This is a genomic window from Streptomyces polyasparticus, assembly GCF_014493765.1.
GTDB lineage: Bacteria > Actinomycetota > Actinomycetes > Streptomycetales > Streptomycetaceae > Streptomyces > Streptomyces polyasparticus.
Genome location: NZ_JACTVJ010000005.1, coordinates 86,581 through 109,508 on the forward strand (window position 1 = coordinate 86,581; position 22,928 = coordinate 109,508).

The following is a 22,928-nucleotide window of genomic DNA, read 5'->3' on the forward strand; positions in this document are numbered from 1 at the left end:
GAAACGACCTTGCCTTCGGCAGGCGCGGCACCTAGGTTCCCCGCATGCCCGACGCACCGTCTCCCGAACCCGCCGCGCGGCGAACGCAGTTGGTCACCCGGCCCCTGCTGGTGCGCTGCGTATCGATCGTCGGCGCGTCCGCGAGCTACTACCTGCTCCTGTCGGTCGTCCCGCTGTACGCGTTGGAGTCGGGCGGCAGGGGTGACGCCGCCGGACTCACCACGGGCGCGCTGATGTTCGCAACGGTGGCCGGCGTTCTGCTCACCCCCCGTCTTGCCGCCCGCTTCGGCAACCGTGTGACGCTCGCGGCGGGCCTGTTCCTGCTCGGCGCCCCGGCGTTGCTGCTGCCCCTGTCCGGGCACCTCGCCTGGATCGTCGCGCTCTGCCTGGTCCGCGGAATCGGCTTCGCGTTCACCCTGGTCGCGGGCAGCGCGCTGACGGTGCCGCTGCTTCCGCCGCAGCGCAGAGGCGAAGGGCTCGCGCTGCTCGGTGTGGTGGCCGGGGTGCCCATGCTGGCCGCCCTGCCGCTGGGCGTCTGGCTGGCGGCCCGGGTGGGGTACGGGCCGGTGGCGGTGGCCGCCGGGGCGCTCGCCCTTGCCGCGATCGCCACGGTGCCCGCGCTGCCCCATCAGGAGCCTGCCGGTGACAGGCGCGTCGGCCTGGTGACGGGGTTCCGTACGGGGCAACTCGTCCGCCCCACCGCGGTGTTCGGCGCCTGCGCCCTGGCCACCGGGATCGTCGTGACCTTCCTGCCGCTCGCCGTTCCCGCCGGCGCCACGTCCCTCGTGGCGGTGGCCCTGTTCGTGCAGCCCGCCGCGTCGACGGCCGCGCGCTGGGCCGCGGGCCGGCACGGCGACCGGAATGGACCCGCGCGCCTGGTCGTCCCCGGGCTCGCTCTGTCGGCCGTCGGCACACTGCTGCTCGCCCTGACCCACAGCCCGGTCGCCGTCGTGGCCGGCGTGGCGTGTTCGGCATCGGCTTCGGCATCACGCAGAACGCCACGATGACGCTGATGTACGCACGGGTGGCGCCCGAGGGCTACGGCACCGTCGTGGCCATGTGGAACTTCGCGTACGACGCGGGCATGGGCGTCGGCGCCGTGGGTTTCGGTCTGCTCGCGGCCGGCCTCGGCTATCCGCTCTCCTTCGCGTGCACGGCCGCGCTGATGCTGACCGCGCTGGTCCCCGCGCTGCGCGACCGGACACCGGCGACGACGAGTCCTGGATCGGCACCCGTACCGAAGGCGGCCCGGGAGCCCGATCACCTGGACAAGCCCTAGCGCAGCGTCTGCGTCCCGATGACCGAGAGCAGCTCCAGCTTCGCGGAACTCTCGCTGCCCGGAAGGGCGGTGTAGACGAGCAGGTGGTGGGACTGGCCGGGTTCGATCAGGGTCTGGCAGGCCAGTTCGAGGTCTCCGACCTCCGGGTGGACGAAGCGCTTCACCTCGCGGGGGCGGATGCCGACCTCGTGCGCGTCCCACACCGCACGGAACTCCTCGCTCCGCGCGAGCAGCAGGTCGGCGAGGTGGGCCGCGCGGGACTGCGGCCCCCGCAGCGTGAGCACCCCGCGCAGCCCGGAGGCGAACATGCGGCTGAGGAAGGCGTGATCCTCGGGCGGGTACAGCGCACGGGCGGCGGGGTCGGTGAACCAGCGGTAGCCGATGCTGCGGGCCGGGCCCGTGTACGCGGTCAGATCGCCGGTGAGCGCGGCACCGGGCAGGGTCTGGCGCAGGGTCTCGCCGAGCTCGGTGACGATCTCGGCGGGGGTGTCCTGCAGCCGGTCGAAGATGCGCAGCATGCCCGGGCCGATGTGGTCGCTCGCCGTGCCGCGCGGCGGCGGCTGGTGGCCGGCGAGCCGGAACAGGTGGTCGCGTTCGTCGAGCGAGAGCCGCAGCCCCTGGGCGAGGGAGGCGGCCATCTGCTCGGAGGGGTGCGGGCCGCGCTCGCGCTCCAGTCGCGCGTAGTAGTCGGCGGACATGTGGCACAGCGCGGCCACCTCCTCGCGCCGCAGCCCGCTGGTCCTGCGCCGGCGTCCGCGCGGGAGGCCCACGTCCTCGGGCTGCAGCGCCTCGCGGCGGCGCCTGAGGAACTCGGCGAGCGCGGCCCGGTCGATCGCCACTGCGGCCTCCTTTGCTTGTGCGTCTGCTTGCGGTGCGCCTGCCTGCGCGGACACCCTCTCGCCGGTGCGCCCGCCGGCACGCACACCCTCTCGCCAGTGCACCTGCCACCGCATACAACCTCTCACCTGTGCCCCCTTTCTACCGGCCCCGCATCCCCATATCCACGCCCTCTCGATCCCCCTCTCGCAGGCGGCGGCGCGCCCGGCCCGCGGGCAGGATGTGCGGTGAGCGCAGCAGCCGACGGTGGCAGCAGCCGCCCCCGTTCCCAGGAGTGAAGCCATGGCCCGCAAGACCGTCGACATCACCGTCCCCGACCTGACGGGCCGGCGCGCCGTCGTCACGGGGGCCAGCGACGGGATCGGGCTCGGGATCGCCACGCGGCTCGCCGCGGCGGGGGCCGAGGTGGTGCTGCCCGTGCGCAATCCCCGTAAGGGCGAGGCCGCGCTTGCCACGATCCGCCGCGCCGCTCCCGCCGCGAACGTGTCACTGCGTGCCCTGGACCTCTCGTCCCTGGACTCGGTGGCGGCCCTCGGCGAGGCCCTCCGTACGGAGGGCCTGCCGGTCCATCTACTCATCAACAACGCCGGCGTCATGACCCCGCCCGACCGGCAGACCACCGCCGACGGGTTCGAGCTGCAGTTCGGCACCAATCACCTGGGCCACTTCACCCTGGTGGCCCAGCTGCTTCCGCTCCTGAAGGCCGGCCGGGCCCGTGTCACCTCGCAGGTCAGCGTCGCGGCCAACCGCGGTGCCATCAACTGGGACGACCTGAACTGGGAGCGTTCGTACGACGGCATGAAGGCCTACAGCCAGTCGAAGATCGCGTTCGGGCTCTTCGGCCTGGAGCTCGACCGGCGCAGCCGGGCCGGCGGCTGGGGCATCACGTCCAATCTGTCGCACCCCGGAGTGGCCCCGACGAGCCTGCTCTCGGCGCGGCCCGAGGTCGGCCGCGACCGGGACACCCTTCAGGTCCGCCTCATCCGGGCCCTGTCGGCCCGCGGCATCCTCGTCGGCACGGTGCGCACCGCGCAGCTGCCCGCCTTGTACGCCGCCACCTCCCCCGACGCCGAGGGCGGCAGGCTGTACGGTCCGCGCGGCCCCGGTCACCTGGGCGGTGCGCCCGCGGAGCAGAAGCTGTACTCCCGCCTGGACAGCCCGGAGCACGCGCGCCGTGTCTGGCAGCTCTCGGAGGAGCTCACGAAGACGGCCTTCGCCGGCTGACCCGGCCGTACGGGAGTCCCGACCTGGTGCGACAGGCCTGTTCTGTCCGGGTTCGGGAGCGTAGCGTGGTGGATGAGTCCCCCAGAGGGAGGCTGATTCCATGCCGTGGTTGGTCTGGTTGCTTGCCGCCGGGGTGCTCGGTGTCGCGGAGTTCTTCACCCTGACGCTGGTCTTCGGGCTGCTCGCCGGGGCCGCGCTCGTGGCCGCCGTGGTGTCCGGGGTCGGCGTCGGGCTGCTCGGCCAGCTGGTGGCGCTCGCCGCGGCCTCCGCGGCCGGACTGCTCGTCGTACGGCCCATCGCGCTGCGGCAGCTCGACCAGCAGCCCCTGACGTACGAGGGCAGTGACGCGCTGATCGGCAAGCGCGCCGAGGTGCTCAAGGAAGTCACCGGCTCCCGCGGCCTGATCAAGATCGCGGGCGAGGAGTGGTCCGCACGCGCCCTGGACGAGAGCCATGTGATCCCGGTGGGCGCCCTGGTGGACGTCATGGAGATCGACGGAGCGACCGCGGTGGTCTATCCGCGCGAACTGCTCCCTTGAACAACACCCCATCACGAGGAGGACGTTGTGGATCCGGTGGTCATCCCCATACTCGTGGCGGCGATCGTCGTCGTCTTCCTCGTGGCCGCCACGGTGCGCATCGTCCCGCAGGCACGGCGGTACAACATCGAACGCTTCGGACGCTACCGCCGTACGCTGCAGCCCGGCCTGAACTTCGTGCTGCCGGTGGCGGACCGCATCAACACCAAACTGGATGTGCGCGAGCAGGTCTACTCCTCCGACCCCAAGCCGGTGATCACCGAGGACAACCTCGTGGTGAACATCGACACGGTGCTCTACTACCAGATCACCGACCCGCGCGCGGCGGCCTACGAGGTGGCCGACTATCTGCAGGCCATCGACCAGTTGACCGTCACCACGCTGCGCAACGTCATCGGGTCCATGGACCTGGAGGAGACCCTCACCTCCCGCGAGGAGATCAACACCCGTCTTCGCACGGTCCTCGACGAAGCCACCGGCAAGTGGGGTATCCGCGTCAACCGGGTCGAGATCAAGGCCATCGACCCGCCGCACACCATCAAGGAGGCGATGGAGAAGCAGATGCGGGCCGAGCGGGACAAGCGCGCGGCGATCCTGCACGCCGAGGGCGAGCGGCAGGCCACGATCCTGACGGCGGAGGGCAGGAAGCAGAAGGACATCCTGGAGGCGCAGGGCACCCAGCAGGCCATGATCCTGCGCGCGGACGGCGAGGCGAAGGCGGTGGAGCGCGTCTTCCAGGCGGTGCACCGCAACAACGCCGACGCGAAGGTCCTCGCGTACAAGTACCTCGAAACACTCCCCCACTTGGCGAACAGCGACAACAACACGTTCTGGGTGATCCCGGGTGAGCTGACGGAGGCGATCCGCACCGTCACCACCGCGTTCGGCGACCAGTCGAAGACGGGACTGCCGGACCCCGGCAAGGGGGACGCACCGGAACCCGACGGCGATCCCCAGCTCGAAGCAGGCTCCCAGCTGTCCCTTGACGCGGCGGCGGCCGCGGACGAGGCGGCCCGGCAGGCGGACGCCGCGGTCAGCGACGCGAAGGCGGAGGCGGAAGCGGCGCGGGTGCCCCAACTGCCGGGCCGGACGCAGCAGTCGGGGACGTGAACTGCGGCGCCCGCAGGGCGCGAAGCAGGTCCCGGGCCACGGCGTCGTTCTGACGGAAGGCCGGTGCGTCGCTGCGCGGCCGGGCGAAAGCCGCGACGGAACGGCTGTTGGTGGGGGCACCGAGCGCGATCCGGCGCGGGTGCGGGCCGCCGAGCGACGGGTCGAGGATCCGGCCGTCGGCGGGAGTGACGGTCAGCAGCCCGGAGCGATGCGTATACGCGGGATCGCCGAGCACCTCCTCGGCCACCGCACCGTCCCTGAGCAGCCCGCCGAGCAGCGGGTCCTCTGTGCGTGCAAGGGAGGCTCCCGGCAGATAGGCCTCGATCAGGACGGTGGCGTGCGCGGTGTGTCCGGGGAGGTCGCGGTGAAGGTGCCGGTGGTGTCGTCGGTGCCGATGCGGACGTCCGCGGAATTCGCGGCCGTCGGACCGATACACGGCTGCCAGACCCCCGGCCCGGTACACGGCTGACAGACCCCCGGCTCGGTACACGGCTGACAGACCCCCGGCTCGGTACACGGCTGATGGGCCTGGCGCGCGCACGCCGTACCGCCGTAGGGCATGCGCGCGCCAGGGGTCTGTCAGCCGACCCGCGTGAGCGTCAGCGTCTGCTCGCCGGCCGTCCGTCCGCCGCCGACCGCCGAACCGCTGCTGTCGGTCCAGGCGCGGACCGGAGTGGTCTCGGCGGCGCGGCCTTCGGCGCCCGAGAGCCCGATGACCAGGCCGCTGTAGCGGTTGACCAGCTTGAACGTGCCAGTTGGCGCCCCGGAGACATCCTTGCCGGGGATCACGAACCACTGCTGGCCGACGGTCGGGCCGCCCTTGGGCGCCGCCGACACGGTCGGCTTCGCGGCCCAGGCGCGGCCCGCGTTCCTGGCCGAGTCCACGCCGAGCAGCCGTCCGCTCGCGGCGTTGGCGATGCGGTACGAGCCGTCGCCGTTGGACGTGAAGGTCCACTTGCTGCGGGCCGAGCCGTCGGCGGCCGGCAGCGAGGTGGTGGCGCTCGCCGAGGACTGGGCGAGCACCCGGCCCGCGGCGTTCGCGAGGGTGTACTGCGCGCCCGACGCGACGGGTGCGGCGGGCGAGTCGGTCTCGATCGCGGTGTTGTAGTACTCACCGCTGCCGCCGCCCGAGCACTGCCAGGAGCAGTAGTTGCGGAAGTTCTTGCCGACGATGGTGGAGCCCGTCTTGTTCACCGAGTCCAGCATCCACCGGTACCAGGAGCCGGACTTGTAGGCGCCGGTGTCCCCGATCAGCTTCCACTTCTGCGTGGCCAGGTCGTCGGTGACGTAGAAGCGCTGCGGCTCGCTGCTGTCCTGGACGACCGCCTCGGGCGTGCCGATGTACAGGCCGAGATACGCGTTGTAGGCGATGTTCATCGTCAACAGGTCGGACTTGGCGGGCAGTTCACCTGCCGCCACCTGCTCGGCGACATTGCCGTCGTTCGCCGGGTCGTAGTCGTTCGCGACCGGCGTGTACCCCTTCGGGTTCTCGGCGGTCACCGGCTCCATGTTGCTTTCCTTGCCGCCGACCCCGGGCTGCGACCAGGCGCCGTCGTACCACTTCTGCCAGGAACCGGGCGCCATCTTCGCGGACATCGGGGCGCGCGCCACATGGCCGCGGCTGCCGTCGGTCCAGCCGCCGGAGACCCCGCCCTTCGGGATGGCGCGGGAGTTGTAGTAGACGTAGAAGTAGCCGGAGGCGGTGTCCACGAACAGGCGCGCGTCGCCGTTGCCGTAGTGGTAGAGGTCGTGCGGGAAGGCCTCGGTGTCACCGCGCTTCGTGCTGTACGGCGAGGTCAGGACGTGGTCCTTGATGTCCCAGGTCTTTCCCTGGTCCTTGGAGACCGCGTAGTCGATGGCGTCGTAGTGGAGCCCGTCGTCGAAGGGGCTCGGCGTGAACTCGTTGTGCACCAGGCCGTAGTAGTCGCCGGTGTCCGGGTCGATCCACACGCCCATCAGGTCGCAGTAGTTGCGCTGCGAGTAGTGCGAGGTGTCGGGCGCGTAGGTGGACTCACGGCCGGTGGGGCTGTTGTTGCAGCGCCAGGTCGTGTCGTCGTTGCGGTCGAGCGCGTTGGCCGGGTTCACCGCGCTGCTGACCTTGGTGTCCAGCTTCGCCGTGTCGAAGTCGCTGCCCGTGTAGAACGACCACTTGCGAGGGTCGTTCGCGGCGTACAGGGCGTGCGCCGACTGGTAGTGGAACGTGCCGTCCTTGTCTATGTACGTGGCGGCGGGGGTGTCGTCGGGGTTGGTCCACTTGCCCAACTGCCCCACGTTCACGGTATAGGCGGGCTCCGCGCTGTCGTCGGCCGCGGCGGGCGACGACAGGGCCGCGCCCGCCATCAGGGCGGCCACCGCGGCGAAGGCGCTCGCGGCTCGTGCTCTGGAACGGGATGGCACAGGTACTCCTCGCTTCAGGAGACGGAGGTGGGGGACGCGAGCGACACACGCCTGCGGGCGGGTCGCCATTCGAGGACCGCCCAGCCGCGGTGCGGCAGTTCGGCCTCGAGTTCTGGGTGGCCGTCGACCTGCGTCATGGAGGTCGGGGCCGGTTCCGCGAGCGGCGCGAGCAGCGTGGCCCGCACCGCGTGGGGGGTTCCGGGCAGGCCGAGACGCAGCCGGCCGGGGTCGGCGCTGCCGTTGGCCACGGCGAGCCGGATCAGGTCGCCGCTGCGGGCGGCGTGCGGGATGAGGTGCGGGGAGCCGGACACCAGGGGCAGCCGGGGCTGGTCGCCCTCCAGGAAGCGCACCGTGGCGTGCAGGAGCCGCTGCCCCGGATCGCTGCGGGCGAGGTCGGCGGGCGCCGTGGCGGCGAGCACCGCGACCCGGCCGCCGAGCGCGTTGACGAAGTGGCTGCGCCCGGCGCCCCAGGGCCGGCCGTCAGGCGTACGGATCCGGGTGAGGACCTGGGCGCCCGGCTCCTCTTCGAGGTGCGCGAGCGCGGGCTGGACGTCGACGCTGAGCTGCTCGCCCTGCTCGGTGGCCGAGTGGCGTGCGGCCTGCACACCTTCGCCGCTCACCCGCTCCATGGCCTGCGAGCCTGCCTCGGTCAACTGCTCCACGGCATACGGTCCTTCGGAGTGCTCGGCGTCGCGCCCGTACACCCCCGCGGCCCGTACGCCGAGCAGAGCACCGAATCCGCGCTCGGTGAGCCGCCGCGCGGCCACCCCGTCGAGGAGCAGCCCGCCGGCCAGCATCGCGCGCAGCGCTTCGTCGCCGAAGGCGTCGGCGCACCGGCCGAACAGTGCCTGCACCGGGCCCGGTCCCGAGGTGACCGGAACGCCGTAGCCGAGCAGATAGTCCGCGGCGGGCGCGGGGTCCACGGCGAGTTCGTGCAGCGCACCCTCGCCGGTCTGCACGTGCGCGGCGGTGGCCGGCCGCCAGGGCAGGCCGACGCCGATCGGTTCCGCCTGTTCCGTGCGGCGCCCGGCGAGCCAGTCGAGCGCGGGCCGCGAGCGCCGCAGCAGCGCGTCGATCCGCGGGAAGCGGTCCGCGTGCCCGGCCGCGCTCGGGTGCACGTTGAGCAACAGGGCTTCCGCGCCCGCGAGTTGCGCGGTCACCATCTCGGACCAGGTCTGCGTGTCCGACTTCGACCAGGCCGTGTGGGGCCAGTTCTCGATCTCCGGCTCGACGGCCACGTGCGCCGGGCGCAGCGCCCGCTGGGCCTCCAGGGACCAGACGGCCGAGGCGAGTTGGCGGGCCGGAACGTCCGAGTAGGGCGCGAAGTGCGGGCGCTGCGTGACGCGTCCGCCGATGGACAGGGCCCCGAAAAGGGCCTCCCAGTCGCGCCCTTCGACCGAGTGCAGGGCCGGCGTCGAACTCATCAGGCCGAGCCGGGCGGCTCCGGCCGAGTTCTCCCGTACGGCCGCGGCGAGACCCTCGGCGACTTCGAGCTGCGCCGTACGCCAGACCTCCTGGAGCAGCGCACGCCACGGATGCGGAGGCCCGGGCCGCGTGACGGCGGCCACCACGTCCGGCCGCGTCACCTGCTCTCCCACGAGCGCGGAGAGCCGCTCCATCATCAGCGGCTCGAAGCCGCCGCCCCAGTCCAGCGGGGCGTGGTTGTGGAAGCGGAAGTCGTCCTCCACCCACAGCACGCGGAAGCCGAGGCGGGCGAAGCGCCCGTAGTGCGCGTACAGCCAGTCACGCCAGGCGGGACAGGCGAACGAGGCCTGGGCCGCGGCCGCCTTGCCCGTCGGCGAGACCATGGGGGCGAAGCCGGGCCGGCCGGTCCTGCCGCGGTCCGCGTGCCCGGCCGTCACCCACGGGTTGAGGCTGACGTCCAGGCCCGCCTCGGTGAGTACGGAACGGGCCTCGGAAGCCGCCGCGAACCAGCGGTCCTCCTCGGCGCCGAGGAGATGTCCGGTGTACTCCTCCTCCGCGCCGAGCAGCAGAACGACCTCACCGACCCCGTTCTCGTCGCACACCTTGGCCAGCGCGGCGGCCCGCTGCGCCAGGTCGGCGCCGGGCCGCAGCTGGTAGCGCAGGTGGTAGCGCGCCCGGGGCCCGCGGATCCCCGCGGGCACGCCGTCCGGCCGTCCAGCTCGTTCCCTCACCACGTGCTCAGCGCCTCCAAGTGGGACCCGTCTTTAATTCGGCTAGGATCCGAAATTAGTAATGCCTAGTCAATGGGTGCGCAAGAGATTGTTCTTGTGATCGGGCAGGGCCCCTCGCCGCGCCGGTGACCTCTCGCGTACGTTGACCTGCAGCGCGAGCGAGGACGCGAGGAGAGACCGAGTGACGGCAGATCAGCGGGGACCGGGTGTCCGTACCCCGGGCGGCGACGGACCGCACAAGGCAGGCGACCGCGCCTCCCTGCGCCGGACCAACCTCGGCCAGGTGCTGCGGCTGCTGCGCGACGCCGGGCCCCGGCCCCGTACGCGGATCGCTGCGGAGACCGGGCTGCCCAAGGCCACGATCACCAATCTGGTGGCCGAGTTGATGGAGCGCGGCCTGGTGCGGGAGGGGGAACCCACTCGTGACGGATCGATCGGGCGGCCCAGCCGTACCGTGGAGATCGACGGGCGCGCGATCTGCGGCATCGGCGTCGAGATCAGCGCCGACTATCTCTTCCTCATCGCACTCGACCTGCGCGGCGAGGTGGCCGCCGAACAGCACATCCCGCTCGACGTCCGGGGCCTCGGCGCGGACGAGGTGCTCGACCGCGCGGCGGAGGCGATCCGTGACACCCGCCGCAGGCTGCGCAGCCGGGGCATGCACACCGTGGCCGTGACGGTGGCGGCCCCCGGCGTGATCGAGCACCGCAGCGGAGTGGTCTCCTACGCGCCGAACATCGAGTGGCGGGACGTGGACGTCGTCGGCTTCCTGACCCGGCGCCTGGGCCCCCGGAGCCCGCGGATCGACCTGGAGAACGACGCCAAACTCGGCGCTCTCGCCGAGTACTTGATCGCGGCCGCGGCCGGCATCCACGACCTGATCTACGTCACCGGCGAGACGGGGGTCGGCGGCGGCATCATCACGGAGGGACGGCTGCTGCGCGGCGCGGCCGGATACGCCGGCGAGATCGGCCATATGCGGCTGAGCCCCGACGGGAAGCTCTGCGCCTGTGGCCGCCGCGGCTGCTGGGAGACCATGGTCGGCCTGCACGCCCTGCTCGACCACGCCGCCGCCCCCGGCGATCCCGTACGGGACGCGACGGTGGACCTGGAGCTGCGGCTCGCGGAACTGCGGCGCCGCGCCGACGCGGGCGAGCCGGCCACCACGGCCGCGCTGGAAGCCATCACGGAAGGGCTCGCCCTCGGGCTCGCCGCCCTGACCGACATCCTCAACCCCCGGGCCATCGTCCTCGGCGGCTACTTCGCCTATTTCGGCGACCACTTGATCACCCGCGTCCAGAGCGAGCTGACCGAACGCGTCATGGCCCCCGACGCGGGCGGCTGCACCGTCCTGGCGTCCACGCTCGGCTTCAGCGCGGCGGCGCGGGGCGCGGCTTCGCTCGCGCTCGATGTGGTGTACCAGGATCCGGGTGGAACGCTCGCATCCTCGTCGTAGGCACCGGCAGTTGCGGATTTCTGCTCGCTGAGGAGCTGTCTCACACACGTCCGCGCAATAGATCTTGCTCTGGGCGACAAACCCGTACCAGCCTTCGGGTGCCCGCAGAGAGCCTCCGACCGGCTCGGAACAGCCCTGTCACCACCAGACTTGGGCCGACGTGCGTCCACGTGCAGGGCACTTTCGGCGTGCCGATCCGCGCCGCTTTCCGCGGATCCTCCGCCGCACGCCCATCCCCACGAGGAGGGAACAGCCATGCCCATCAGAGCCGGACGAGCAGGGGCCATGCTCGCCGCAGGAGCCCTGTTCGCCCTGTCCGCGACGGCGGGCCCCGCCCGGGCCGAAGCCCCGGACCCGCAAGCGGACGGCACCGTCGTCGACGGTGATGCCCGATTCCAAGTGCTCACCCCCACCTTGATCCGCCTGGAGTACGCACAGGACGGGAAGTTCGAGGACCGGCCCACCGTCAACGCCGTCAAAGGTGCCTTCGACGCGCCCGCGTACACGTCGGAGGTGGAGGACGGGTACCGCGTCATCCGCGCAGTATTTCGGCCATCGGATGGGGGGAGAGTCCGGGGCAACAGGGGTGGCGGGTGGGCAAGTTGAGGGTCTCGAGCGCCGCCGGGCGGAGGCACGGGCGCAGGCGCAGGCGGAGGCACGGGCGCAGGCGCAGGCACTGACACAGGCGCAGAAACCGGAATCCGCACCCCGTACCCTCTCCCTGTGCCCACCCCCCGCCTCCACCGCGTCGCCGTCCTCGTCCTGGAGGGTGCGAAGCCGCTCGATGTCGGGATCCCCGCGCAGGTCTTCACGACCCGCGCGAGCATGCCGTACGAAGTGCGCGTCTGCGGGGCGCAGCCCGGGCTCGTGACCGGCGGCGACGGCCTGTCGTACCACGTGGCCCACGGTCTCGACGCGCTCGCCTGGGCCGAGATCGTCTTCGTCCCCGGCTACCGATTCCCCGACCACGAAGACCCGCCGCCGGCCGTGGTCGACGCGTTGATCGCCGCCCACGAGCGGGGCGCGCGTCTGGCCGCCATCTCCACCGGCGCCTTCGCGCTCGCCGCCACCGGGCTGCTCGACGGCCGGCGCGCCACGACGCACTGGCACTACACCCGGGCGCTCGCGGCCAGGCATCCGCTCGTCCAGGTCGACGAGAACGTCCTGTTCATCGACGAGGGCAGCGTGCTCACCTCGGCCGGCGCCGCCTCCGGCATCGACCTGTGCCTGCACATCCTGCGCGGCGACCTCGGCGTGGCCGCGTCCAATCACGCGGCCAGGCGCCTGGTCGCGGCCCCGTACCGCAGCGGCGGCCAGGCACAGTACGTGCCGCGCAGCGTGCCCGAGCCGCTCGGCGAGCGGTTCGCGGCCACCCGCGAGTGGGCGCTGCACCGGCTCGGCGACCCCCTCACCCTCGACATACTGGCGCGACAGGCGGGGGTCTCGCCGCGCACCTTCTCGCGGCGCTTCGTCGAGGAGACCGGCTACACCCCCATGCAGTGGGTGATGCGGGCCCGTATCGACCTGGCCCGCGAACTCCTCGAGCGCTCACAGCGCAGCGTCGAACAGATCGCGGCCGACACCGGGCTCGGCACCGGCGCGAACCTGCGTCTGCACTTCCAGCACATTCTCGGCACGACGCCGACCGAGTACCGGCGCACGTTCACTCAGGGGGAATGACCGGCCGTACAGCCGGTGGCGCGATCCTTTTGAACCATGGCGTTCCCGCCACTGTCAGCAGCGCACTCCGCGAGCGAGCCTGGTGGCGAAGGAAAGGGGACACCTCACATGACCAGCACCCGCATCGCCATCAACGGATTCGGCCGCATCGGACGCAACGTGCTGCGCGCACTCCTGGAGCGCGACACCGCGCTGGAGATCGTCGCGGTCAACGACCTCACCGAGCCCGCCACGCTCGCCCGGCTGCTCGCGTACGACAGCACGGCGGGCCGGCTCGGCCGCCCGGTGAGCGTCGACGGCAACACCCTCGTCGTCGACGGCCGCCGCATCACGGTCCTCGCCGAGCGCGATCCTGCGCAGCTGCCGTGGGCCGAACTCGGCGTCGACATCGTCCTTGAGGCCACGGGCCGCTTCACCGCCGCCAAGGCCGCCCGCGTCCACCTCGACGCGGGCGCGAAGAAGGTGCTCGTCAGCGCCCCCTCGGACGGCGCCGACGTCACCCTCGCGTACGGGGTCAACACCGACGCGTACGACCCCGAGATCCACACGATCGTCTCGAACGCCTCCTGCACCACGAACGCGCTCGCACCGCTGGCCAAGGTGCTCGACGAACTCGCCGGTATCGAGCACGGGTTCATGACGACCGTGCACGCGTACACCCAGGAGCAGAACCTCCAGGACGGTCCGCACCGCGACCCCCGCCGCGCCCGCGCCGCCGGTGTCAACATCGTGCCGACCACGACCGGCGCCGCCAAGGCGATCGGCCTGGTCCTGCCGAACCTCGACGGCAAGCTGTCGGGCGACTCGATCCGCGTACCGGTGCCGGTCGGTTCGATCGTCGAACTCAACACGACCGTCGCCCGCGACGTGACCCGCGACGAGGTCCTCGCGGCCTACCGCACCGCGGCCGAGGGCCCGCTGGCCGGCGTCCTCGAGTACTCGGACGACCCGCTCGTCTCCTCGGACATCACCGGCAACCCCGCCTCGTCCATCTTCGACTCGGCCCTCACCCGCGTCGACGGCCGCCACATCAAGGTGGTCGCCTGGTACGACAACGAGTGGGGCTTCTCCAACCGCGTGATCGACACGCTGGAGCTGTTGGCGGGTCGCTGATTCCTGCTTGTGCGATGTCAGGACAAAACGGCCTGACAGGGCAAAGCGGCTGAACACCGGCCGCAGACACAGGGCGCCCGGACCGCATCGAAGGTGCGGCCCGGGCGCCCTTCGCCGCGTCCTGTACCGGAACCGGTCGAATCGATATCCGAGGTGCGCTCCGCCGCTTAACCTTTGGGCACCACGCCCGAGGGTGCTTCCGCACCGACCGGCACTACGTGCGCGCTGCGGAAACGGAGGATGTTCACAGTGGATTCGACTCCCGAGGCCTCGGGCAACGCCGGCGAAGTGACAGGCGTGTTCGTGCACCGCCTTCCCGAGGACACCTGGTGGTGGTCCGACGAGATGTACCGGCTGCACGGTTACGAACCCGACTCCGTCACACCGAGCATCCGGCTCCTGCGCAAGCATCAGCACCCAGACGACGCCCAGCGTGTCGCCGGCATACTCGCCGCCGCCCGCGAGACGGGCGAGCCGTTCGCCTGCTACCACCGCATCCTCGATGCCTCCGACCGCGAGCTCAAGGTCGTGCTGGTCGGCGACGGACGCCTCGACGACAGCGGCTCGGTCGTGACCCTGCGCGGATTCTTCATCGATGTCACGCATCCGGTCGCCCAGGAGGTGAACGAGGCCGCCGAACCTCACATCCACCGCGCACGGGCCAGCCAGGCGGCCATCGACCAGGCACGCGGCATCCTGATGGCCTTGTACGGAATCGACGCCGATGTCGCGCTCCGCTTGCTGCGCCGCCACTCCCAGCACACCAACACCAAGCTGCGCGACCTCTCCGCAGCCATCACCGACGCCGCACCGACCGCGCCCGGCGCACCGCAGGAGGGCCTCCACCAGCGGATCACCCGCGTGCTGTACACCTCCGGGCAGGAAGGCTGAGCCGTACCTCCACGAGCAGGCCCGAGCGCTGACCGGCGCCATACAGGCGGGGCGGGGCGGGCATGCACTCAGCCCAGGTACTGGCTGGTCCCTCGCGCCAAATAGGCCCCATGCCCTGCCCGCCCCACGAACTCCCTCTGATCGATGACGAGTTCACCCCGCGACAGGACGCTCTCGACCCGCCCCGTCACCCGCTTCCCCTCATACGCCGAGTAGTCCACATTCATGTGGTGCGTCTCGGCGGACATCACCTGTTCCGCCGCCGGGTCGTAGATCACCACATCCGCGTCCGCGCCCGGCGCGATCGTGCCCTTCTTCCCGTACAGGCCGAACATCCGCGCCGGCGTGGCGCACGCGATCTCGATCCAGCGGCGGCGGGAGATGTGGCCGTCAAGGACCGCCTGGTGCAGCAGGTCCATCCGGTTCTCGACGCCCGGCAGCCCGTTCGGGATCTTCGAGAAGTCCCCGCGGCCCAGTTCCTTCTGCCCCACGAAGCAGAACGGGCAGTGGTCCGTCGACACCACCTGGAGGTCATTGGTCCGCAGCCCCCGCCACAACGCCGCCTGATGCTCGCGCGGCCGCAGCGGTGTCGAGCAGACGTACTTGGCGCCCTCGAAGTCCGGCTCCGCCAGGTTGTCCGTCGACAGGAACAGGTACTGCGGGCAGGTCTCCCCGAACACCGGCAGGCCCTCGTCCCGCGCCCGCGCCAGCTCCGCCACCGCCTCCTGGGCCGACACATGCACCACGTACACGGGTGCACCGGCCACCTGCGCCAGCTTGATCACCCGATGCGTGGCCTCCGCTTCGAGCAGCGCCTTCCGCACCTCTCCGTGATACCGCGGATCCGTCTCACCGCGCTGCAGCGCCTGTTCCACGAGCACATCGATCGCGAGCCCGTTCTCCGCGTGCATCATGATCATGCCGCCGTTGGACGATGCCCGCTGCATCGCCCGCAGGATCTGACCGTCGTCGGAGAAGAAGACCCCCGGGTAGGCGGTGAACAGCTTGAAGCTGGTCAGGCCCTCCTCCACCAGGAGGTCCATCTCCTTCAGGGTCCGGTCGTTCACGTCCGACAGGATCATGTGGAACCCGTAGTCGATCGCGCAGTTGCCGTCCGCCTTCGCGTACCAGGCGTCAAGACCGGCCCGCAGCGACTGCCCCTTCGTCTGCACCGCGAAGTCCACGATCGTCGTCGTGCCGCCCCACGCCGCCGCCTTCGTGCCCGTCTCGAAGGTGTCCGAGGCGAAGGTTCCGCCGAAGGGCAGCTCCATGTGCGTGTGCACGTCCACGCCGCCGGGGATCACGTACTTCCCCGTCGCGTCGAGCACCCGGTCCGCCGAGGCCGACCATTCCTGTGTGCCGGGGGCCGCCAGGGCCGCGATGCGGCCGTCCTCGATCAGGACGTCGGCGTGGGTCTCGTCGGCGGCCGTGATGACCAGGCCGCCGGTGATGAGGGTACGGGTCGTCATGGCTTCCCCCAGGGGTGGGATTCGGCAACAGCAGGCAGATCAACGGAGGGGACAGAGAGGACGGAGGGGACGGAGGGAACAGGCGGGTCGGAGGAAACAGACGGGACGGAGGGGACAGAGGCGCGTCAACTACACAGCGCGCAGCGCCCGTTCCACGATCGCCGCGCCCTCCTCCGCCTCCCCCACCGTCAGACTCAGCGGCGGCGCGATCCGCAGCACGCTCGTGCTGTGGCCGCCGCCCTTGCCGATCAGCAGTCCGCCGGCCCTGGTCGCCTCCAGGACCGCGGCCGCCCGTTCCGGAGACGGCCGGTCCGTGCCGGGTTCGCACAGTTCGATGCCGATCATCAGGCCCCGGCCGCGCACCTCCCGTACGCACGCGACTCCCGCGCACGCCGCCCGCAGCCGCTCCAGGAGCAGGCCGCCGACGCGGCGGGCGTTGCCCTGGAGGTCGTGTTCCAGGAGGTACGTGAGGTTCGCGAGGCCCGCCGCCATCGTGACCGGGGAGCCGCCGAAGGTGGAGATGGAGTTGGCGTCGAGGCAGTTCATGACCTCGGCGCGGGCGACGACGCCGCCGATGGACATGCCGTTGCCGATGCCCTTGGCGAAGGTGAGCATGTCGGGCGGCCCGGAGGCGGCGTGCGCCTGCCAGCCCCAGAAGTGGTCGCCGGTCCGGCCCCAGCCCGTCTGGACCTCGTCCGAGATCCACAACACCCCGCGTGCGGCAAGGACTTCGCGGAAGGCCGCGTACAGGCCGTCGGGCGGCGAGGTGAAGCCGCCGACGCCCTGGACGGGCTCGGCGATGAGGGCGGCCGGCGGGCGGCCGTGGCCGAGGAGGTCCTCGAGGTCCGCCACACAGGCGGCGATGAACGCGTCGTCGTCAAGCGCGGCGTACGGGCCTCGGGTGCGCACGCCCCCGTGCACGTACAGGGTCTGCAGCGGGGTCAGCGAGGTCGGCGACCACGCGCGGTTGCCGGTGATCCCGACGGCCGAGAACGAGCGTCCGTGGTAGCTGTTGCGCATCGCGAGGATCGCGTTCGAGTTGCGGTAGGCCGTCGCGAGCAGCAGGGCCGTGTCATTGGCCTCCGTACCCGAGGTCGTGAAGAAGACCCGGGCGTCGGGGATGCCGCTCAACGCCGCGATGCGCTCGGCGAGTTCGACCATTTGCCGGTTGAGGTACAGCGTGGACGAGTGGATGATGCGGCCGGCCTGCTCGGCGACCGCCTTGGTGACCTCGGGCAGCGCGTGCGCCGTCATCGTGGTGAGGATGCCGCCGAAGAAGTCCAGGTACTTCACACCGTCGGCGTCCCAGACATGGCGGCCCTCGCCGTGGGTGAGCTCGATCGGCTGCTCGTAGTAGAGCGCGAGCCAGTCGGGCAGCACCTGTTGGTGACGTGCGCGCAGATCGGATTCGGTCACGGCTGCACCAGCCCTTCGTACGCGTCCGGACGGCGGTCGCGGTAGAACGCCCACTGGTTGCGTACTTCCTCGATCAGGCCGAAGTCCAGGTCTCGTACAAGGAGTTCTTCGGTCTTGTCGCTCGCGGTCTCGCCCACGAACTGCCCGCGCGGGTCGACGAAGTACGAGGTCCCGTAGAAGTCGTTGTCCCCGTACTCCTCCTGGCCGACCCGGTTGATCGCCGCGATGAAGTACTCGTTGGCGACCGCGGCCGCCGGCTGCTCCAGCTGCCACAGATACGCGGAGAGCCCACGCGAGGTCGCCGACGGGTTGTACACCAACTGGGCGCCGTTCAGGCCGAGTTGGCGCCAGCCCTCGGGGAAGTGCCGGTCGTAGCAGATGTAGACGCCGACCTTGCCGACCGCGGTGTCGAAGACGGGCCAGCCCATGTTCCCCGGCTTGAAGTAGTACTTCTCCCAGAAGCCCTTCACCTGCGGGATGTGGTGCTTGCGGTACTTGCCGAGATACGTGCCGTCGGCGTCGATCACGGCCGCGGTGTTGAAGTAGAAGCCCGCCTGCTCGACTTCGAAGACGGGGACGACGATGACCATCCCGGTCTCGCGCGCGAGCTCCTGCATACGGCGCACGGTCGGCCCGTCGGGCACGGGCTCGGCCCAGCGGTAGTGCTCCGGCTCCTGCACCTGGCAGAAGTACGGGGCGTTGAACACCTCCTGGAAGCCGATCACCTTCGCGCCTTGGCGCGCGGCCTCCCGGGCGTGCTCCTCGTGTTTGGCGATCATGGATTCGGTGTCGCCTGTCCAGGTCGCCTGGACCAGTGCGGCGCGTACGACGGTGGCCATGAGCTGCTCCTTCGACGAAACGCTCGCTGTCGGCCCCGAGCGGCCCCGAGGAGGCCGTTCAGCGGGCTCTACGCCCGTAGACGAGGGCCGTGGAGCCACGAAGGTACGACCACCGGGGGTGCGGGGCAAGACCGCCTGCCGCAAGGCCACGGCACTGATCGCGAATTCCTACTCGTACGGGTGAGACGCGGGCCCGCCGACGCAGTCGGCGAGGCCGGCACCCCGGCCGCCGAAGCTCCCGAAGCCCCCCGAAGCCCCCGAAGCCCCCGAAGCCCCTACGGCCGGTACCCCGCCACCCGCAGCGCATGGGACAGATCGCGGCGGCAGTTCCCCGAGACCGATTCCGCCGCCTTGAGCAGCGGCGGGATCAGACGGTCCGGGTCGGCGGCGACGATCCGTGCGGCCTCCTCCGGCGTACGGACCCGCAGAAAGGCCTCGAGCAGCACCTCGGCCTGTCCGCGGCGCCCCGCGTCGGCCATGACGAGCGCGGCCTCGCCGATCTCGGACGCGGGCCGCCCCACACCCTGCCGCAGCAGCCGCCCCGAGTCCTCGGACCGGCCCGCCGCGGCCAGTGCGTCGGCCACGGCCACGAGGTCGGCGGGCGGCAGCGAGGCCGCCTCCCACAGCAGCGTGGCCCAGTCGGCGCCGAGCCCGGCGCGGAACAACTCCTCGGCCAGCAGCGGCAGCTGTTCGGGCGGACGCCGTGCCGCCTCGCACAGGAGCACATGCGCCTCACCAGTACGGCCAGCGCTGCGCAGCGAGATCAGCTGGGCCACCGTGGCCGTGGTGGACCGCACATCGGGCCCGGGCGCGGTGCCGGGCGGCGCGGTCCGTGCGGCCGGCTCGGGCGCCTGTCCGTACCGGGCGCCACGGGGCGCGGCCGGCGCGGCGGTCGGCGGCATCACCGAGGCCTCCTCCCCGCCGGGCGCATAGCGCGCGCCCCTGCGCGCGAACCGGTGGCCGCCGGAGGCCTCTTGGGTCGCGTCCTCCGCCCGAGGCGCGGCCTCCGCCGCCTGCCGGGGCGCGCAGAACGGGGCCTCGGGCCGCGGCACCGTCTGCCGCGCGGGCCCCGCCACCTGGTGCAGCCGCATCCGCAACTCCGCCGCCCGTGCCGTCGCCCGCTCGTGGTCGTCCTGGGCCCAGGCGAGGTCGAGCCGCAGCCGTTCGGCGTCGAAGGGCGACGCGGACTGCAGCAACTCCACCAGTTCCGCCTGCCGTTCGGCGGCGTAGTGCTGCTCCTTGAGCATCAGGTCAAGACGCTCGGCCAGCCGTTCCCGTGCGCCGGGACGGGTGTCGACATGGCGGAGCAGACGCTGGTGGAGGGCGCGGGCATGAGTGAGCTCCCGGGTGGCGGTCTCGCGTCCGTAGGCCGCCGCCAGATCATGGAGCAGCGCCTCCACCACATCCCACGGAGGCGCCTCACGGCCCTGCAGGCAGGCGCGCATACCGTCGGGGTCACGGCGCAGGAAGACTCCGCACCAGCCGCCGTCCTGGTCGATGCGTCCGACCAGTCCTCTCAGATAGTCCGCGAACTCCCGCGCAGGGTCCGCGTGTTGCCCCGCCGCCATGTCTCCCCCACCAGACTGGACCGTTCCGGTCCACGTGTGTGCGGCAGCATTCCACACCCGGCGTGTTACGGGGCCGCTACGCGCGGTTTTCGTAGGGTCACATGAAAACGGGCCGGCGGGTACGGGAATGCGGGTGCGCCGGGTGGGCTCAGACCTGCGTCAGTCGCACGGCGATCCCGGTGTGCGGCCGCTTGCCGAGCCGCACGATCAGCGCCGGATAGTCGACCATCCAGTACTGCCACTTGTACTTGCGCGACAGGAGCCGGCGCACCTTCGGCATCCCGCTCTCGTCGAGCAGGGTCGCCGTCCCCTCGGCGCTCACCGCGCCCTCGGCGATCCGCCCGCGGACATCGCATGCGGTCACCACGACCCGTTTGTCGTTGCGCAGCCGCTTGACCTTCCACGTGTCGGTCTTCGTCCATACGTACAAGAGCGTGCCGTCGCTCACCACCCAGACCGGCGTGGAGACGGGGGTGCCGTTCTTGCGGTACGTGGTGAGCGAGATGTAGCGGGAGCGGCCGAGGGCCTCAAGGGCGTCGCTGGTCATGACAGGCGACCCTATCCGCGCCGGGGCAGCTGCCGAAGCCGGTGCCGTGTGTCAGCGTCTCCCAGGCCACGAACAGGTCGTCGGTGCCGGCCGGCCGCATCGAGGCCGCGAGGCGCTGCCCGTACGGCATACGGATCCCCAGCCTGCCGCGCAGATGGTGCAGCGCCACCTCCAGATCCGGACCCATGGTGAGCTGCGGGCGGCCGCCGCACAGCGTCTTGGGCACGGGTTCGCCGAGCTGGTGGCGGGCGTGCAGCTCGATGGTGGCGCGCAGCCGTTCGCGTACTTCTCCGTACAGGTCCACGCCCTGGTGGTGGGCGGTCTCGGCGGCGTGCGCGGTGGCGGCGAGCGCATAGCCGACGTGCTCGAAGTTTCGGCAGGACTCCTGCGCGAGCCCGTCGACGAAGGTGCGCTGGCCGAACCAGAACTCGCGGATCTCCTCGGGCGTATCGGCCTTGCCGCCGGGCGGTGCGACAGGCAGCGGGCCGTCGGAGCGCAGATAGAAGTACGCGGGGACGCGGTCACGGAAGCGCCGCACCGCCTCGTCGAAGATCCGGCGTTCGTCGAGGAAGACGCCGATGGCCATCGCGGCGTCGATCATCGTCAGGTCCCAGTTGCCGTTGTAGTCGGCGACCTCCTCGGCGTACTCGCCGAGGTAGGCGTGGCGCAGCATCCTCCAGAAACGGTCGGCGTCCTCCACGGGCCAGCCCTCATAGGTGTGGCGCACCAACTCCCCGGCGCGCGCCCAGGTCGAGCCCGACCAGGCCGCCTGCAGCGCGGAGTTGCCCTCGGTGTGGTCGCGCAGGACCGCGGACCAGGCGTCCATGATGCGTACGGCGCGACGGGCGTGGGCGGGGTCGCGGGTGACGGTGTAGAGCAGCGCCTGCGTGTAGGCGGCGATCGCGTCCTCGCGTTCGCCGGTACAGGCGGGCGGGTTCTTGTACGGCGGACAGGCGACGATCCGGTACGGGCGCGGCCGGTAGTCGTCCGCCGCGTAACGGCTCTCCTTCATCCGGCGGTACGCGGAGGTCTGGGGCTCCCGGCCCTCTCGGACGTTGCGCCGCAGCGCCTCGATCCGATCGAGGTCGAGCAGGACGCCGGGGTGCTGGAACCCGGAGCGGATGTCGGCGGGCGGCGGAGGCGGCGGCGCGGCGCCTACCAGGCCCGCGAGCAGGCCGGTGACCAGGGCGAACAAGGCGACGTTACGTCTCACTTCACCGGCTCCCCACCGTGCGTCAGCGTCTCCCAGGCCACGAACAGGTTGTCCGTGCCGGCCGGCCGCATCTCGCCGACGAGGCGCCGCGCGTGCGGCAGCCGCAGTCCGAGGCGGTTCTGCAGATGGTTCAGGGCGACCTCGGCGTCGGGCCCCATGGTGAGCGTGAGCCGCCCGCCGCACAGCCACTCGGGCCCGGCCTCCGCCTCGCTCACCTGGTACTGCGCATGCAACTCCAAGGCGGCTCGCAGCCGTTCGGCCACGTCCTTGTAGAGGTCGACGCCCTGCACCCGGGCCGTCTCGGCGACATGCGCGGTGGCGGCGATCGCGTAGCCGACGTGCTCGAAGTTACGGCAGGTCTCCTGCGCCAGACCGTCCACGAACCGCTGCTGTCCGAACCAGTAGCGGGTCAACTCCGCGGGGCTGTCGACCAGTCCGCCCGGCGGGCTCTTGGGCCGCGGACCATCCGTCCGCAGATAGAAGTAGGCAGGCACCCGCTGCCGCACCCGCGCGACGGCCCGCTCGAACACCGCGCGGTCGTCGAGGAAGACCCCGATGCTCGCGGCCGCGTCGGCCATGACCAGGTCCCAGTTGCCGTTGCGGCCGAGCGAACCGCCCGCAACCTGCGGCAGATAGACCTCGCGCAGCATCCGGTCGAAGCGCGCCACGTTCTCTTCCGGCCAGCCCTTGTGGACGTACCGCATGATCTCCCCGGCCCGCGCCCAGGTCGATCCGGCCCAGGCGGCCTGCAGTCCGGAGTTGCCCGCGCTGTGCGCGCGCAGCGTGCCCGACCACAGGTCCATGATCTCAAGGGCCTTGCGGGCATGGGCCTGTTCGCGGGTGACCACCCACATCAGTGCGTGGGTGTACGCGGCGATCGCGTCCTCGCGTTCCTGCACACAGCCGCGCCCGGGCCGGTCGCCGGGCGGGCAGACGACCTCGTTCTGCGGCTGCACGAAGTACCACATCGAGGCGTAGCGGCTGGCGCGCATCGCGTCGAAGGCCGAGGCGTACGGCTCGTCGCCGGCGCGCACCCGGGCGCGGACGAAGTCGAGCCGGGCCCGGTCGAGGAAGGCACCGGGATGCTGCAACGGCCGCGGCGCGGGAGCGGTCGAGACCAGGAGCGGCAGCAGCACGACGGCGAGCACGGCACGTACGAGAGCCAGGGGACGGACCATACGGGCAGCCTGGACCC

The 22,928-nt window shown here is 71.6% G+C and carries 21 protein-coding genes; 10 read left to right on the forward strand and 11 right to left on the reverse strand.

Translation table 11 applies throughout. The features are described 5' to 3' along the window. Positions 1-44: 44 nt before the first annotated feature. Together H9Y04_RS08890 and H9Y04_RS46575 are read left to right on the forward strand one after the other, a co-directional pair. Positions 45-1,007, forward strand: coding sequence for an MFS transporter (locus tag H9Y04_RS08890; protein ID WP_236070687.1), 963 nt, complete (start codon positions 45-47; stop codon positions 1,005-1,007). 5 nt (positions 1,008-1,012) lie between these two features. Then, positions 1,013-1,279 (forward strand): hypothetical protein, encoded by a 267-nt coding sequence (locus tag H9Y04_RS46575; protein WP_236070688.1) that lies wholly within the window; start codon positions 1,013-1,015, stop codon positions 1,277-1,279. On the opposite strand, the gene H9Y04_RS08895 is transcribed toward H9Y04_RS46575, so the two are convergent. Then, positions 1,276-2,118, reverse strand: a complete 843-nt coding sequence (locus H9Y04_RS08895) for a helix-turn-helix transcriptional regulator (protein ID WP_308800917.1) — start codon at positions 2,116-2,118, stop codon at positions 1,276-1,278. The genes H9Y04_RS46575 and H9Y04_RS08895 overlap by 4 nt on opposite strands. Positions 2,119-2,398: 280 nt before the next feature. Between H9Y04_RS08895 and H9Y04_RS08900 the strand changes: the two genes are divergently transcribed. The 3 genes from H9Y04_RS08900 (at position 2,399) to H9Y04_RS08910 (ending at position 4,988) form a co-directional block, all read left to right on the forward strand. Beyond that, positions 2,399-3,340: an SDR family oxidoreductase gene (locus tag H9Y04_RS08900; protein WP_187813192.1), complete on the forward strand. Its 942-nt coding sequence runs from the start codon at positions 2,399-2,401 to the stop codon at positions 3,338-3,340. A gap of 100 nt (positions 3,341-3,440) precedes the next feature. Beyond that, positions 3,441-3,878 (forward strand): NfeD family protein, encoded by a 438-nt coding sequence (locus H9Y04_RS08905; RefSeq protein ID WP_187813193.1) that lies wholly within the window; start codon positions 3,441-3,443, stop codon positions 3,876-3,878. 27 nt (positions 3,879-3,905) lie between these two features. After that, the gene (locus H9Y04_RS08910; protein WP_187813194.1) at positions 3,906-4,988 is read left to right on the forward strand and encodes an SPFH domain-containing protein; all 1,083 of its coding nucleotides are present in this window, start codon (positions 3,906-3,908) and stop codon (positions 4,986-4,988) included. On the opposite strand, the gene H9Y04_RS08915 is transcribed toward H9Y04_RS08910, so the two are convergent. The 3 genes from H9Y04_RS08915 to H9Y04_RS08925 form a co-directional block, all read right to left on the reverse strand. Further along, a complete protein-coding gene (locus tag H9Y04_RS08915) occupies positions 4,912-5,424 on the reverse strand; it encodes a hypothetical protein (protein WP_236070689.1) in 513 nt (170 codons plus the stop codon). The genes H9Y04_RS08910 and H9Y04_RS08915 overlap by 77 nt on opposite strands. A 143-nt stretch (positions 5,425-5,567) precedes the next feature. Continuing rightward, positions 5,568-7,385, reverse strand: a complete 1,818-nt coding sequence (locus H9Y04_RS08920) for an RICIN domain-containing protein (protein ID WP_308800918.1) — start codon at positions 7,383-7,385, stop codon at positions 5,568-5,570. Between the two features lie 14 nt (positions 7,386-7,399). After that, positions 7,400-9,541: a hypothetical protein gene (locus H9Y04_RS08925; protein WP_214661059.1), complete on the reverse strand. Its 2,142-nt coding sequence runs from the start codon at positions 9,539-9,541 to the stop codon at positions 7,400-7,402. A gap of 181 nt (positions 9,542-9,722) precedes the next feature. Between H9Y04_RS08925 and H9Y04_RS08930 the strand changes: the two genes are divergently transcribed. From H9Y04_RS08930 to H9Y04_RS46580, 5 genes are all read left to right on the forward strand, one after another. Beyond that, positions 9,723-10,997 (forward strand): ROK family transcriptional regulator, encoded by a 1,275-nt coding sequence (locus tag H9Y04_RS08930; protein WP_187813195.1) that lies wholly within the window; start codon positions 9,723-9,725, stop codon positions 10,995-10,997. 255 nt (positions 10,998-11,252) lie between these two features. Beyond that, positions 11,253-11,603: a hypothetical protein gene (locus H9Y04_RS08935; RefSeq protein ID WP_187813196.1), complete on the forward strand. Its 351-nt coding sequence runs from the start codon at positions 11,253-11,255 to the stop codon at positions 11,601-11,603. A gap of 117 nt (positions 11,604-11,720) precedes the next feature. Further along, on the forward strand, positions 11,721-12,677 hold the full coding sequence (locus tag H9Y04_RS08940; RefSeq protein ID WP_187813197.1) for a GlxA family transcriptional regulator: 957 nt from the start codon (positions 11,721-11,723) through the stop codon (positions 12,675-12,677). Between the two features lie 108 nt (positions 12,678-12,785). After that, a complete protein-coding gene (gap, locus tag H9Y04_RS08945) occupies positions 12,786-13,790 on the forward strand; it encodes a type I glyceraldehyde-3-phosphate dehydrogenase (RefSeq protein ID WP_187813198.1) in 1,005 nt (334 codons plus the stop codon). 240 nt (positions 13,791-14,030) lie between these two features. Beyond that, positions 14,031-14,681 (forward strand): PAS and ANTAR domain-containing protein, encoded by a 651-nt coding sequence (locus tag H9Y04_RS46580; protein WP_187813199.1) that lies wholly within the window; start codon positions 14,031-14,033, stop codon positions 14,679-14,681. A gap of 68 nt (positions 14,682-14,749) precedes the next feature. On the opposite strand, the gene hydA is transcribed toward H9Y04_RS46580, so the two are convergent. The 7 genes from hydA to H9Y04_RS08985 all read right to left on the reverse strand — a co-directional run bounded on the left by hydA (position 14,750) and on the right by H9Y04_RS08985 (position 22,911). Continuing rightward, positions 14,750-16,150, reverse strand: a complete 1,401-nt coding sequence (gene hydA / locus H9Y04_RS08955; RefSeq protein WP_187813200.1) for a dihydropyrimidinase — start codon at positions 16,148-16,150, stop codon at positions 14,750-14,752. A 129-nt stretch (positions 16,151-16,279) separates the two neighbouring features. Continuing rightward, positions 16,280-17,566 (reverse strand): aspartate aminotransferase family protein, encoded by a 1,287-nt coding sequence (locus H9Y04_RS08960; RefSeq protein ID WP_187813201.1) that lies wholly within the window; start codon positions 17,564-17,566, stop codon positions 16,280-16,282. Continuing rightward, a complete protein-coding gene (locus H9Y04_RS08965; protein ID WP_187813202.1) occupies positions 17,563-18,405 on the reverse strand; it encodes a nitrilase-related carbon-nitrogen hydrolase in 843 nt (280 codons plus the stop codon). Before H9Y04_RS08965 ends, H9Y04_RS08960 begins: the two co-directional genes overlap by 4 nt. Before the next feature lie 275 nt (positions 18,406-18,680). Further along, entirely contained in the window at positions 18,681-19,973 is a 1,293-nt protein-coding gene (locus H9Y04_RS08970; protein ID WP_187813203.1) for a hypothetical protein, read from the reverse strand. Between the two features lie 148 nt (positions 19,974-20,121). Beyond that, entirely contained in the window at positions 20,122-20,520 is a 399-nt protein-coding gene (locus tag H9Y04_RS08975) for a PPOX class F420-dependent oxidoreductase (RefSeq protein WP_187813204.1), read from the reverse strand. Continuing rightward, positions 20,501-21,733 (reverse strand): alginate lyase family protein, encoded by a 1,233-nt coding sequence (locus H9Y04_RS08980; protein WP_187813205.1) that lies wholly within the window; start codon positions 21,731-21,733, stop codon positions 20,501-20,503. Before H9Y04_RS08980 ends, H9Y04_RS08975 begins: the two co-directional genes overlap by 20 nt. Continuing rightward, positions 21,730-22,911 carry an alginate lyase family protein gene (locus H9Y04_RS08985; RefSeq protein ID WP_187813206.1) on the reverse strand — a complete coding sequence of 394 codons (1,182 nt, stop codon included), beginning with the start codon at positions 22,909-22,911 and terminating at the stop codon, positions 21,730-21,732. The genes H9Y04_RS08980 and H9Y04_RS08985 overlap by 4 nt, the downstream gene beginning before the upstream one ends. Between the last annotated feature and the right edge of the window lie 17 nt (positions 22,912-22,928).